Source organism: Pseudomonas sp. CH61, assembly GCF_059429415.1.
Genome location: NZ_CM182098.1, coordinates 4,722,483 through 4,734,751 on the forward strand (window position 1 = coordinate 4,722,483; position 12,269 = coordinate 4,734,751).

11 protein-coding genes are annotated in these 12,269 nt (G+C 58.2%); 2 read left to right on the top strand and 9 right to left on the bottom strand.

Annotation, left to right across the window (positions count from 1 at the left end; genetic code table 11):
• Positions 1-192: 192 nt before the first annotated feature.
• The 6 genes from msrQ to AC5SEM_RS21130 all read right to left on the bottom strand — a co-directional run bounded on the left by msrQ (position 193) and on the right by AC5SEM_RS21130 (position 6,184).
• Positions 193-816, bottom strand: a complete 624-nt coding sequence (gene msrQ, locus AC5SEM_RS21105) for a protein-methionine-sulfoxide reductase heme-binding subunit MsrQ (protein ID WP_495471194.1) — start codon at positions 814-816, stop codon at positions 193-195.
• The gene (msrP, locus tag AC5SEM_RS21110) at positions 816-1,829 is read right to left on the bottom strand and encodes a protein-methionine-sulfoxide reductase catalytic subunit MsrP (protein ID WP_495471195.1); all 1,014 of its coding nucleotides are present in this window, start codon (positions 1,827-1,829) and stop codon (positions 816-818) included. Before msrP ends, msrQ begins: the two co-directional genes overlap by 1 nt.
• A gap of 64 nt (positions 1,830-1,893) precedes the next feature.
• Complete coding sequence (pssA, locus tag AC5SEM_RS21115; protein WP_016983477.1) at positions 1,894-2,751, bottom strand: CDP-diacylglycerol--serine O-phosphatidyltransferase; 858 nt, start codon at positions 2,749-2,751, stop codon at positions 1,894-1,896.
• Between the two features lie 149 nt (positions 2,752-2,900).
• Entirely contained in the window at positions 2,901-3,917 is a 1,017-nt protein-coding gene (gene ilvC, locus AC5SEM_RS21120; protein WP_007909969.1) for a ketol-acid reductoisomerase, read from the bottom strand.
• A 48-nt stretch (positions 3,918-3,965) separates the two neighbouring features.
• Positions 3,966-4,457: an acetolactate synthase small subunit gene (ilvN, locus tag AC5SEM_RS21125; protein WP_003176102.1), complete on the bottom strand. Its 492-nt coding sequence runs from the start codon at positions 4,455-4,457 to the stop codon at positions 3,966-3,968.
• A gap of 2 nt (positions 4,458-4,459) precedes the next feature.
• A complete protein-coding gene (locus tag AC5SEM_RS21130; protein WP_077574872.1) occupies positions 4,460-6,184 on the bottom strand; it encodes an acetolactate synthase 3 large subunit in 1,725 nt (574 codons plus the stop codon).
• Between the two features lie 399 nt (positions 6,185-6,583).
• Between AC5SEM_RS21130 and AC5SEM_RS21135 the strand changes: the two genes are divergently transcribed.
• Positions 6,584-7,000: a DUF4124 domain-containing protein gene (locus AC5SEM_RS21135; protein ID WP_495471196.1), complete on the top strand. Its 417-nt coding sequence runs from the start codon at positions 6,584-6,586 to the stop codon at positions 6,998-7,000.
• Positions 7,001-7,156: 156 nt separating this feature from the next.
• Here AC5SEM_RS21135 and AC5SEM_RS21140 read toward each other — a convergent pair whose 3' ends face one another.
• From AC5SEM_RS21140 to mrcB, 3 genes are read right to left on the bottom strand one after another with little or no spacing between them, the layout of a single operon-like run.
• A complete protein-coding gene (locus AC5SEM_RS21140) occupies positions 7,157-7,492 on the bottom strand; it encodes a YqcC family protein (RefSeq protein ID WP_495471197.1) in 336 nt (111 codons plus the stop codon).
• On the bottom strand, positions 7,492-8,241 hold the full coding sequence (locus AC5SEM_RS21145; protein WP_077574550.1) for a tetratricopeptide repeat protein: 750 nt from the start codon (positions 8,239-8,241) through the stop codon (positions 7,492-7,494). The genes AC5SEM_RS21140 and AC5SEM_RS21145 overlap by 1 nt, the downstream gene beginning before the upstream one ends.
• Positions 8,242-8,257: 16 nt before the next feature.
• On the bottom strand, positions 8,258-10,582 hold the full coding sequence (mrcB, locus tag AC5SEM_RS21150; RefSeq protein ID WP_077574551.1) for a penicillin-binding protein 1B: 2,325 nt from the start codon (positions 10,580-10,582) through the stop codon (positions 8,258-8,260).
• Positions 10,583-10,700: 118 nt separating this feature from the next.
• Here mrcB and AC5SEM_RS21155 point away from each other — a divergent pair, with 118 nt between their 5' ends.
• Complete coding sequence (locus tag AC5SEM_RS21155; protein WP_495471198.1) at positions 10,701-12,257, top strand: bifunctional aminoglycoside phosphotransferase/ATP-binding protein; 1,557 nt, start codon at positions 10,701-10,703, stop codon at positions 12,255-12,257.
• The last annotated feature ends 12 nt before the right edge of the window (positions 12,258-12,269 follow it).

A 12,269-nucleotide genomic window follows, 5' to 3' on the forward strand; every position in this document is an offset into this window, starting at 1 on the left:
GTCAGCGGGAGGCGAATTCTACAGCGTTACACGCTGCTGTCAACACCTCTTTTTCAACTTCCTTTCGGCTTCGATGAACTGAAGCAACCTGCTGCCGAAACCTACATAACTCATTGAATCTCAAGGAGTTTTCCGTTTCGACTGCGCCGGAAGTGGGGCGAATTATAGACATCTGAAATCTGCCGTCAACCGTTAATTTCGCTTTTCTTGCAAAACCTGCTTTTTCGCCATCAATCGCGGGATTCGGCGCATCACCGGCGGAATACGCAGCAACAGAAGCACTGCGCCTATAAAGGCATAGATTGCCCACTCCTCCAGATCAGCTCGCACGATCCACAACATATGCAGTAGACCCAAGCCCAAAATCACGTAAACCAGACGATGCAGCTTCTTCCAGCGCGAACCCAAACGACGCTGACTGTAGCGATTCGACGTCAGCGCCAGCGCCAACAATCCGAGAAAGCCCAACGCCCCCACTATTATGTAGGGCCGCTTGCGCAACTCGACCGTCAGCTGCGACCAATCGAAACCCAGAATAAACGCCATATAGCTACACAGATGCAAAACCACATAGGCAAAACACCAGAGCCCCAACTGACGGCGCACTGCAATCCACCCTGCCCAGCCGGTGAGCTTCTGCATAGGCGTCATGCTCAGAGTGATCAGTAACAACACCAACGTCCCCAAGCCCAGCCGATCCACCAACACCTTGCCGGGATCCGGCCCGAGTAAATCCTCGAGAGCCTGATACAGCCACAGCATCGGCCAGATAGCCGCCGCAATGAAAACGCCTATACGCCAGAACGGAAATCGCATCAGTAGTTCTTCCGCAGATCGAGCCCTGTATATAAAGAAGCGACTTCATCCGAATAGCCGTTGAACATTTGCGTATCACGCACATTCGGTTTGAACAGACTGTTCGGCAGACGCCGCTCCCGAGCCTGGGTCCAGCGTGGGTGATCAACCGTTGGATTCACGTTCGCATAGAACCCGTACTCATCTGCCGCAATGCTTTGCCAGGTTGTTTTCGGCTGCTCGCTGACCAGACTGATACGCACGATGGATTTGACACTCTTGAAGCCATACTTCCACGGCACCACCAGACGCAGCGGCGCGCCATTCTGGTTCGGCAGTTCGCGGCCATACATGCCTACCGCCAGAATCGCCAAAGGATTCATCGCCTCATCCAGTCGCAAGCCTTCTGCATAAGGCCAGTCGATCAAGGCAAAACCCGAGCGCTGCCCGGGCATGCTCTTGGGATCCTGCAAGGTTTCAAAGCGAATGTATTTGGCTTTGGACGTTGGCTCGACCTGCTTGAGCAGCGCCGAGATTGGAAAGCCGATCCACGGAATGACCATCGACCACGCTTCTACGCAGCGCAGGCGATAGATTCGTTCTTCAAGTTGATAAGGCTTCATGAAGTCTTCCAGTGCATATCGCCCCGGCTTACCCACCTCCCCGTCTATCACCACACTCCACGGTTCGGTTTTCAGTGAGCCGGCATTAGCTGCCGGATCGCCTTTGTCGGTACCGAACTCATAAAAGTTGTTGTAGTGAGTTGCATCTTTATAAGGCGTGATCGCCTCATCCTTGACGTTGACTGCTCCCCATTTAGTAGAGGACAGCTTGTCGTTAAACCAGGCAGGCGCTTTACCGGGTTCGACATCGGCGTACCGAGCGGCATCCTCGGCATTGGCCCAACGTGGCAAGCTACTGACGGCGATACCGGCAGCAGTGGCCCCCAGCAATTGGCGGCGAGAGAGATAAATGGCTTCAGGCGTGACATCCGACTCGTGGCAATCGGACGCTTTGGGGACTTTGATCAACATGGCAACTCCGCAGGCTTTGGAGGACTGATGCACCCATAGACTGCGGAGTATGCGGGAAATTACATCACTCGGCTTTTTTGTGCCGACGAAGATGCAACAGGTACTGCACCGGGCCAGAAGCGGCGTAGGCGAGGAACACCAGCAGCAGAATGCGCGGTGGATCGCTGAAGACCACGGCGAACACCAGCACGACAGCAAGGATCGCCACGAACGGCACGCGGCCCTTCAGGTCCAGCTCCTTAAAGCTGTTGTACTTGATGTTGCTGACCATCAGCATGCCGGCCGCCGCAACCATCAGTGCGACCAGGAACGACATCTTCGAACCCTGAATGCCGTAATCGCTGAACGCCCAGACAATCCCCGCGACCACACCGGCTGCAGCCGGACTGGCCAGACCGATGAAGTAACGCTTGTCAGCCGTACCCACCTGAGTATTGAAGCGCGCCAGACGCAATGCCGCGCCCGCTACATAGATGAAGGCGACCATCCAGCCAACCTTGCCCATGTCACCCAATGCCCAGCCGAACGCCAGCAGCGCCGGTGCAACACCGAACGCAACCATGTCCGACAGCGAGTCGTACTCGGCGCCGAAGGCACTTTGCGTGTTGGTCATGCGCGCCACACGACCGTCGAGGCCGTCGAGCACCATGGCGACGAAGATCGCGATCGCGGCGAACGCGAAATACTTGCTCGCATTGGCCGAGTCGCCAGCACTTAGAGCAGCCTGAGCGCTCATGGAGTTGATGATGGAGTAAAACCCTGCGAACAGGTTCGCAGTGGTGAACAGATTCGGCAGCAGATAGATACCACGATGCCGGACTTTACGACCTTCTGCGTCGTGCCCTTCTTCGATGTGTTCATCGATGGGCAGCAGGCTTTCGGCGTCAGAAGCCTTGTTCGGCTCTTCGGGACGTTCGCTCATGGACATTACCTTGCAACGGTTTGAAGAAAATTCGACAGGTGCTTGAGGACGACAGTTCGGCCACAAACGCTGCAGCTTTATACCAGAACCACAGCCCCAAACGAAAAAACGCGGCCGAGGCCGCGTTTTTTCATACAAGGGACAACGACTTAGTTTTTGGCTTTGTCGACGATCTTGTTGGCACCGATCCACGGCATCATGGAGCGCAGTTGCTCGCCGATGACTTCGATGCCGTGAGCGGCGTTGTTACGACGCTTGGCGGTCATCGAAGGGTAGCCGGTTGCGCCTTCGCTGATGAACATTTTGGCGTATTCGCCGTCCTGAATACGTTTCAGGGCGTTGCGCATGGCCTGACGGGACTCGGCGTTGATCACTTCCGGGCCAGTCACGTACTCGCCGTACTCAGCGTTGTTGGAGATCGAGTAGTTCATGTTGGCGATACCGCCTTCGTACATGAGGTCAACGATCAGCTTCAGTTCGTGCAGGCACTCGAAGTAGGCCATTTCCGGCGCGTAGCCAGCTTCAACCAGGGTTTCGAAACCGGCTTTTACCAGTTCAACGGTACCGCCGCACAGAACGGCTTGTTCGCCGAACAGGTCGGTTTCGGTCTCGTCTTTGAAGGTAGTTTCGATGATACCGGTACGACCGCCACCAACACCTGCCGCGTAGGACAGTGCAACGTTTTTGGCGTTGCCCGAGGCGTCCTGGTAGATCGCGATCAGGTCAGGGATACCGCCACCCTTCACGAACTCGGAACGTACGGTGTGACCTGGTGCTTTCGGCGCGATCATGATCACGTCGAGGTCGGCACGCGGCACAACCTGGTTGTAGTGAATCGCGAAGCCGTGGGAGAAGGCCAGGGTGGCGCCTTTCTTGATGTTCGGCTCGATTTCATTCTTGTACAGCGAGGACTGGAACTCGTCCGGGGTCAGGATCATGACCAGGTCGGCGGCAGCAACAGCGGAAGCAACGTCGGTCACTTTCAGGCCGTGAGCTTCAGCTTTGGCAACAGTGGCCGAACCTTTGCGCAGACCAACGGTAACGTCGACACCGGAATCTTTCAGGTTGCACGCTTGGGCGTGGCCCTGGGAACCGTAACCGATGATGGCAACTTTCTTGCCCTGGATGATCGACAGGTCGCAGTCTTTATCGTAGAAAACTTTCATGAATTTCCCCTTTATATCCAGGCCGTTCAGGCCATTCGCTAATTTGGTTTAGATGCTGAGTACTTTGTCGCCGCGGGCAATGCCGGTCACGCCGCTACGGACGGTTTCCAGAATCGATGCGGTGCCGATGGACTGAATGAAGCTGTCGAGCTTGTCGCTGGTACCGGTCAACTGAACGGTATACACGCTGGCACTGACATCGACGATCTGTCCACGGTAAATATCGGTGGTGCGTTTGATCTCGGCGCGCTGGGCGCCAGTGGCCTTGACCTTGACCAGCATCAGTTCGCGCTCGATGTGAGCGCTTTCCGACAGGTCCACCAGCTTGACCACTTCGATCAGCTTGTTCAGGTTTTTGGTGATCTGCTCGATGACTTCATCATGGCCCACGGTGGTCAGCGTCAGACGCGACAGGGTCGGGTCTTCGGTCGGCGCCACGGTCAGGCTTTCGATGTTGTAGTTGCGCTGCGAGAACAGGCCGACTACGCGAGACAAAGCGCCAGGTTCGTTTTCCAGAAGCAAGGAAATAATGTGCCGCATGATTAAGTACGCTCCGTCTTGCTCAGCCACATATCGCGCATCGAGCCGTCTTTGATCTGCATCGGATAGACGTGCTCGCTGGTGTCGACCGAAATATCGATCACGACCAGGCGATCCTTCATGGCGAACGCTTCTGCCATCTTCGACTTCAAATCTTTCGATTCGGTGATGCGTACGCCGACGTGGCCGTAGGCTTCAGCCAGCTTGACGAAGTCAGGCAGCGATTCCATGTAGGAGTGCGAGTGACGGCTGCCGTAGCTCATGTCCTGCCACTGACGAACCATCCCCAGAACACCGTTGTTGAGGATGACGATTTTCACTGGCAAGCCATATTGCAGGCAGGTCGACAGTTCCTGGATGTTCATCTGGATGCTGCCTTCGCCGGTGACGCAGGCAACATCGTCATCCGGGAAGCTCAACTTGATGCCCATGGCCGCCGGAAAACCGAAGCCCATGGTGCCCAGACCACCGGAGTTGATCCAGCGATTCGGCTTGTTGAACGTGTAGTACTGCGCCGCGAACATCTGATGCTGGCCCACGTCGGAAGTGATGAAGGCATCGCCCTTGGTCACTTCGCAGAGGGTTTCGATCACGGTCTGCGGCTTGATCAGGCTGCCGTCGCCCTTTTCGTAGGGGAACAGGCCGCGATCACCGCGCCATTCATCCACCTGCTTCCACCAACTGGCCACCGACTCCTTGTTCGGGGTCTCGCCGATTTCCTTGAGGATCGCAACCATTTCGGTCAGGACGCTCTCCACCGGACCAACGATTGGCACGTCGGCCTTGATGGTCTTGGAAATCGAAGCCGGGTCGATGTCGATGTGGATGATCTTGGCGTTCGGGCAGAACTTCGCCGGGCCGTTGATCACGCGATCGTCGAAACGCGCGCCGACCGCGAGGATCACGTCAGCATGGTGCATCGCCAGGTTGGCCGTGTAGCTGCCGTGCATGCCGAGCATGCCGATGAACTGACGATCAGTACCCGGGAAACCACCCAGGCCCATCAAGGTGTTGGTCACGGGCAGGTTGAGCATTTTCGCCAGTTCGGTCAGCGGTGCGGAACCGTTGCCGAGGATCACGCCGCCACCGGAGTACATGACCGGACGCTTGGCCGCCAGAAGCATTTCTGCTGCCTTGCGGATTTGTCCGGAGTGACCGCGAACGGCCGGGCTGTAGGAACGCAGCTTGGCTTTTTTCGGGAAGATGTATTCGAACTTCTCGGCCGGGTTGGTCATGTCTTTCGGGATATCGACCACGACCGGGCCCGGACGACCGGATTGCGCCAGGTAGAAGGCCTTCTTCATGACTTCCGGGATTTCCGAAGCGTGCTTGATCATGAAGCTGTGCTTCACGATCGGCCGGGAGATACCGATCATGTCGGTTTCCTGGAACGCGTCGGTGCCGACCATGGTGCTTGGCACCTGACCGGAAATGATCACCATTGGAATCGAGTCCATATAGGCGGTCGCGATACCGGTGATGGCGTTTGTGGCGCCAGGACCGGACGTCACCAATACCACGCCGGCTTTACCGGTGGCACGGGCATAACCGTCAGCCATATGGGTTGCCGCTTGTTCGTGACGAACCAGGATGTGAGTCACTTCCGGTTCTTTGAACAGGGCATCGTAAACATGCAGGAGAGCACCACCCGGGTACCCGTAGATATATTTGACGCCTTCGTCACGCAAAAAGCGGACGAGCATCTCACCGCCAGATAAAAGCTCCACGTTGTTCACCTCTAAAACGCCAGAATACCGTCCACAAAAAAGGGGCGGGTCTTAATAGGTTTACTTCTCGGCAGAGCATGAGCGACGGTGGTCGCCGACTACGTCAGCACTGACTGAGCAAGTATTGGGATCGTCCCAAGTGTTGCGGGCCTTTCCCACCCAGCGCGAGGTAACGCGTTGCGGGTGTAACAGGTCGGCGCGGATGTGCGCCTCATGATCTACCGAGTGGGTCTGCTTCTGGCAGTCCCTCTACAGCGGACTTTGGATTCTTCTGTTTCGCCCTCTCCAAGTCAAGTCGTCTGTGTGGTTAATTGTGGGTAAGCACATGAGAACGCAAGAAAAAACCTGAAAACCGCTACTCTGTTAGTGTCAATTGCGCAATTTTGCCAAGGAATCAGCATGCGAACGCTCCTCCTTACTCTGCTGATCGGCCTCAGCCCATGGTGCATGGCCGCTCAAATCTACAAATGGGTCGATGCCCAAGGCGTCACGCACTTCGATGCGCAGCCGCCACCGGGTCAGCCGTCGACAACCTTGCAGACGCCCTCCTCGCCTCCACCGAAACCGGCGGCATTGCCGGGCAGCGGTGTGCTGGGTGATCAGAAGGCTATCGATGACAAAGTGAAGCAGCAGGTTGCGGATCAGCAGGCGCAGCTCAAACAGTTTTGCGAACAGGCACGGACGAACCTTGCGCAATTGCAGAACAATCCGCGTCTGAGGGAGGAAGTGGAGGGACAGATGCGACGGCTGGACGATGCGCAGCGTCAGGAGCGGATTGTTGAGGCGCAGAAGCAGATTGCACAGAATTGTGAATAGATATGTGTAGGAGCTGCCGAAGGCTGCGATCTTTTGATGTTGTTTTTAGAACAGGATCAAAAGATCGCAGCCTTCGGCAGCTCCTACCGTTTCCGGTGTAACGCCGACAAGATCGGGGTTACCGGGAAAGATGCCCGCCCCGAAAAGGATCGGGGGTTAACGTGAGGCGGTGATCAGCAGGTCAAACTCTTTGAGCAACACCTGAAGCTGACGATCCTTGCCCTGCACATTGCGCTGGGCGAAGACCATTTCAGCCATTTCCTGGATCCCCGAGGCGTTCGGCAAAGGCAGATCCTGTTCGAGGATCATCTTCATGCGTGGCAGGAAGATCCATTGCAGCCACTGCTCGAAATCCAGCGTATCGACCGAAAACGGCTCGACACTGCTCAACGCTTCTGCTGACGGCTGAACTTCATCCCACCAGCCCTGAGTGCGCAGTTCACGCTCGATCAGCAACAGCTGATCGGCGATTTTCGGGAAGCGAGCATCCATTACAGCGAAACCTTGGCCTTCTGACGGGCCTGAGCGGCACCGGCGGAATCGCCTTGTTTCTCGCGGGACTGAGCGATGATTTCCCACAGGTTGGCTTGCAGGTCCGGGCGACCGTTGGCCATGGTCAGCGCACGACGGGCGAACTGCTCGGCTTGCGGCGCATCACCTTGAGCCATGCGCACCTGCGCCAGGCGATAAAGCACTTGCGGCTCACGCGGAGCGACACGCTGGGCTCGCTCAAGGCTGGACGATGCACCGTTGAGGTCGCCGCCGGCCTGTTGCTGCTGCGCAGTGGTCAGCAAAGCGAGTACCGGACCGTCCAGTTGCTCATCGGCCGACAGACCGCCGCCACTGCTCGCCGAAGGAATGCCGCTCGGCGTCGATGGCATGCTGTAGCTGCCGGAGTTGATCGGCGCAGACTCAGCCGGCGAAGGGTTGTACGGCCCCGACGTGATACCGCCGGATGCCGGCCCAGGCACGATTGGCGAAGCGCTGATCGGTGTCGACACGGCAGCGCCGCCGCCCGGCACCATCACGACCACGCCAGTGTCACCTTGCGGAATCGCCTGAGTCTGGCCCTGCGCAGGGCGCTTGACCGTCGTTTGGCGGAAACCGCCATTGGCCGAAATACGTTCGCTGTTGGACACCGCAGTACCGGAATCAACCACCGGAATCGAACCACGCTGTACGGTAGAGCAGCCGCTGAGCAAAGCCACGGCGGTCACCGCTGGAATCAACCACTTGTTCACTTGAAACCCTCTTTGCTTAATTCATCCAGCCCTTGACCCAATCCATCACCGACTCGCCGGAAGCAGGCGTTTCGCCCGCACACGCGGCGCCGGGTGGCGGTTCGCTGCCGCGAATATACGGCATCTGCACCGCCCCCGGGCAGTTGGCATCAGAGCCCTGCCCGGTACGCGAATCGACCCACGCCTGCACGACGTTGTCCGGCTGCGGCATGTCCAGCGGCAGCGGATCGGCCTTGCGCATGAAACTGGTCCACACTTGCAACGCACCGGTCGCACCGGTAAATGGTGTCTTGCCGTTGTCATCACGCCCCAGCCAGACCACCGCCAGCAGATCCTGACTGAAACCGGCGAACCAGCTGTCCCGCGAATCGTTACTGGTACCGGTCTTGCCCGCCAGCGTCAGGGTCTTCGGCAAGACGTTATAAACCGAGCTGCCGGTACCTTCACGCATCACACGCTGCATGGCGTTCTGGATCAGATAGATGGACGCCGGATCGAAACGCTGCTCGATCTGGAACGGATAACGTTTGAGCGGCTCGCCCTCGGCAGTCAGCACGCTGCGAATCCCGCGCATCGGCGTATTGAAACCACCGTTGGCGAGGGTCTGGTACATGGTCGCCACTTCGATCGGGGTCATGCCGCCGGCGCCGAGCAACATCGACGGGAAGGCCGGGAACTCGCGCGTTACACCCAGACGCCCCAAGGTCTTGAGCACGTTAGGCACGCCGACTTCCAGACCCAGACGCGAGGTCGACAGGTTGTAGGAATGCGCCAGCCCCTGATAGAGGAACACGGTGCCGTGGGAGCGGCGGTCATAGTTCTGCGGTTTCCACACCTGACCGTTTGCGCCTTTGACCGACAACGGATCGTCCGATAGCCAACTGGTCAGGGTGTACTGGCTCGGTTTTTCCAGCGCAGTCAGATAAACCGCAGGCTTGATCAACGAGCCGATCGGTCGCACCGCATCCAGCGCACGGTTGAAACCGGCGTAACTGGCCTGACGGCTGCCGATCATCGCCTGGACTTCGCCGGTTTCCGGATTGGTCACGACCATCGCCGCTTCCACATCATCGGAGCCTTTGCGCCCGGACAGACGTTTGAAGGTGTCGTTGACCGACGCCTCGGCTTTCATCTGCAGGATCGGGTCGAAGCTGGTGAAGATGCGCAGGCCTTCTTCGGTCAAGTCTTCGTCACGGTAGTCTTCACGCAACTGGCGTTTGACCAGATCGATAAAGCCCGGGAACGAGCTGTCGGCCAGTTTGCCGCGCGTGGTCACACCCAATGGCATTTTCTTCGCTGCTTCGACCTGTTCGGCCGTTGCCACGCCTTGCTGCTCAAGCACATCGAGCACCAGATTGCGGCGCTCCAGAGCGCGCTCGGGATTGCGACGCGGGTTGTAGTAGGACGGGCCTTTGACCATGCCGACCAACAACGCCACCTGGTGCAGTTTCAGCTCGGACAATGGCTGGCCAAAGAAGAACTGGCTGGCCAGACCGAAACCGTGCACCGCACGCTGACCGTCCTGCCCGACGAAGACTTCGTTGAGGTAGGCCTCAAGGATTTCCTTCTTGTCGTAATGCAGTTCCAGCAACATCGCCATCATTGCTTCGGTGAGCTTGCGGGTCAGGCTGCGTTCGTTGGTCAGGTAGAAGTTTTTCACCAACTGCTGGGTCAGCGTACTGCCGCCCTGGGTCATCTTGCCGCCCGAGGTGTTGACCCAGATAGCGCGGGCAATCGACTTCGGCGACACGCCCCAGTGACTGTAGTAATCGCGGTCTTCGACAGCCACCAGAGTTTCAAGCAGGTACGGCGGCACCTGATCGAGTTTGATCAGAATGCGGTCTTCGAGATTTTTCGGATAAATCCCGCCGATCATCAGCGGCTCGAGGCGCACAACGGACAATTTCGAACCGTTGGTCGCCGACAGCTCAGCCACATAATCGCCAGAGAAACGCACACGCACCGGCTGCGGTTTTTCCAGGCCTTCATAAAACTGGAAGCCACGGGTATTGAGATCGACAGTATTGCCGCTGACGGCCGCTGCACCGGGGCCATTGCTCACGGCTTCGCGGCGATAGCCGAGGGCATCGAGTTCGGTAAGGAAATCGTCCTTGCTGAGCTTTTGTCCGACGAACAGCTCGAGCGGGCGCGCGTAAACCTTCGCCGGAATGGTCCAGCGCTTGCCGGAGAACTTCTCCTGCACCACGGCATCGAGGTAAACGGCGAAGCCGGCCAGCACGACAAGGCCGACCAGACTGAGTTTAATGGCCCAGCTCAACCATGGGCTAAGGCCCTTGGAGGGTGGTTTTTTCTTGGTACGGGGGGATCGAGTTCGAGTCATGGCGGCGGATTATACGCACTTTATTCATCCTCAACAGGAGCGCTCCGAGGTTTGCGTCAGGCTGGCGAGCGGCCATAATGGCCGCCTCGAATTTCCCCCAGTCTCTGAAGGATCGCCCGTGAGCCAGTCACTGATCGCTGCCCTGCAAAACCCGGCCCTCTACCCGCACCCTGTCGAAGGGTTTCAGGTCATCGAAACGCATATCTCGTGGGTGATTCTCACTGGCCCGTTCGCTTATAAAGTGAAGAAGCCGGTGAATTTCGGCTTCCTCGACTTCACCGGCCTCGAATCGCGCGCGCATTTCTGCGCTGAAGAGCTGCGTCTGAACCAGCGTCTGACCGATGATTTGTATCTGGAAGTGTTGCCGGTGACCGGCAGCGTTGAGGCACCGCAACTGGGCGGCGACGGCCCGGCCATCGAATATGTGCTGAAAATGCGCCAGTTCCCGCAGAGCGGTTTGCTCAGCACCCTGCAAGCCAACGGCGAGCTGACCACCCAGCACATCGACGAGATGGCCGAGCAGATTGCGCGCTTCCACCTCGCCGCGCCAAAAGTCCCGGCTGAACACGACGCCGGCACCCCGGACAGCGTGATGGCGCCGGTCTCACAAAACTTTGAGCAGATCCTGCCGTTCCTCAGCGACAAAAACGATCTGCTGCAACTCGACGCGTTGAAAGCCTGGGCCGAAAGCAGCTTCGAACGTCTCAAGCCGTTGTTCGCCCAACGCAAGGTCGAAGGTTTTACCCGTGAGTGCCACGGCGATATCCACTTGGGCAACGCCACCGTCATCGACGGCAAAGTGGTGATCTTCGACTGCATCGAGTTCAACGAACCGTTCCGCTTCACTGACGTCTGGGCCGACACCGGTTTCCTCGCGATGGATCTGGAAGACCGCGGCCTGAAATCCCTGGCGCGCCGCTTCATCAGCCAATACCTGGAACTGACTGGCGACTATCAGGGCCTGGAAGTGCTGAACTTCTATAAAGCCTACCGCGCACTGGTGCGCGCCAAGGTTGCGCTGTTCAGCATGCCGGCGGACGCGACTCCGGTGCAGCGCGCCACCACCCTGCGCCAGTACCGCAACTACGCCAACCTGGCGGAAAGCTACAGCACCATTCCGTCGCGCTTCATGGCGATCACCCACGGCGTTTCCGCTGTCGGCAAGAGCCACGTGGCCATGCGTCTGGTCGAAGCGCTGGGCGCCATTCGTCTGCGTTCGGACGTAGAACGCAAGCGTCTGTTCGGCGAGCAAACTGTTGCCAACGACGTGCAGGCCGGCATTTACAGTGCCGATGCCAGCGTCGCGACCTACGCGCGCCTGCATGAAATCGCTGAAGTGATCCTGCACGCCGGTTTCCCGGTGGTGATCGATGCGACTTATCTGAAGCGCGAACAACGCGACAACGCGGCAAAAATTGCCGAAGCCACCGGCACACCGTTCCTGATCCTCGACTGCAACGCGCCGCAAGCGGTGATCGAGAGCTGGCTGGCGATTCGTCAGGCGGACAAACAGGATCCGTCCGACGCTACGCTGGCCGTGATCGAAGCGCAGCAGGCCAACCGCGAAGCGCTGACGCCGGAAGAAATCCTGCGCAGCAAACGCGTGCAGACCAATGAGTCCGGCACGCTGGACACCGTGGTTGCGCAGATTCGTCAGCGCCTGCCAGGCCTGTAAGAAACTATTTCG

Coding starts and splice junctions, on each gene's coding strand:
- AC5SEM_RS21140 (WP_495471197.1), bottom strand. CDS start 7,492: ATGGATGCTCGCTTCCCGAAAATCGCCGATCAGCTGTTGCTGATCGAG.
- ilvN (WP_003176102.1), bottom strand. CDS start 4,457: ATGCGGCACATTATTTCCTTGCTTCTGGAAAACGAACCTGGCGCTTTG.
- pssA (WP_016983477.1), bottom strand. CDS start 2,751: ATGAGCGAACGTCCCGAAGAGCCGAACAAGGCTTCTGACGCCGAAAGC.
- AC5SEM_RS21135 (WP_495471196.1), top strand. CDS start 6,584: ATGCGAACGCTCCTCCTTACTCTGCTGATCGGCCTCAGCCCATGGTGC.
- msrP (WP_495471195.1), bottom strand. CDS start 1,829: ATGTTGATCAAAGTCCCCAAAGCGTCCGATTGCCACGAGTCGGATGTC.
- mrcB (WP_077574551.1), bottom strand. CDS start 10,582: ATGACTCGAACTCGATCCCCCCGTACCAAGAAAAAACCACCCTCCAAG.
- msrQ (WP_495471194.1), bottom strand. CDS start 816: ATGCGATTTCCGTTCTGGCGTATAGGCGTTTTCATTGCGGCGGCTATC.
- ilvC (WP_007909969.1), bottom strand. CDS start 3,917: ATGAAAGTTTTCTACGATAAAGACTGCGACCTGTCGATCATCCAGGGC.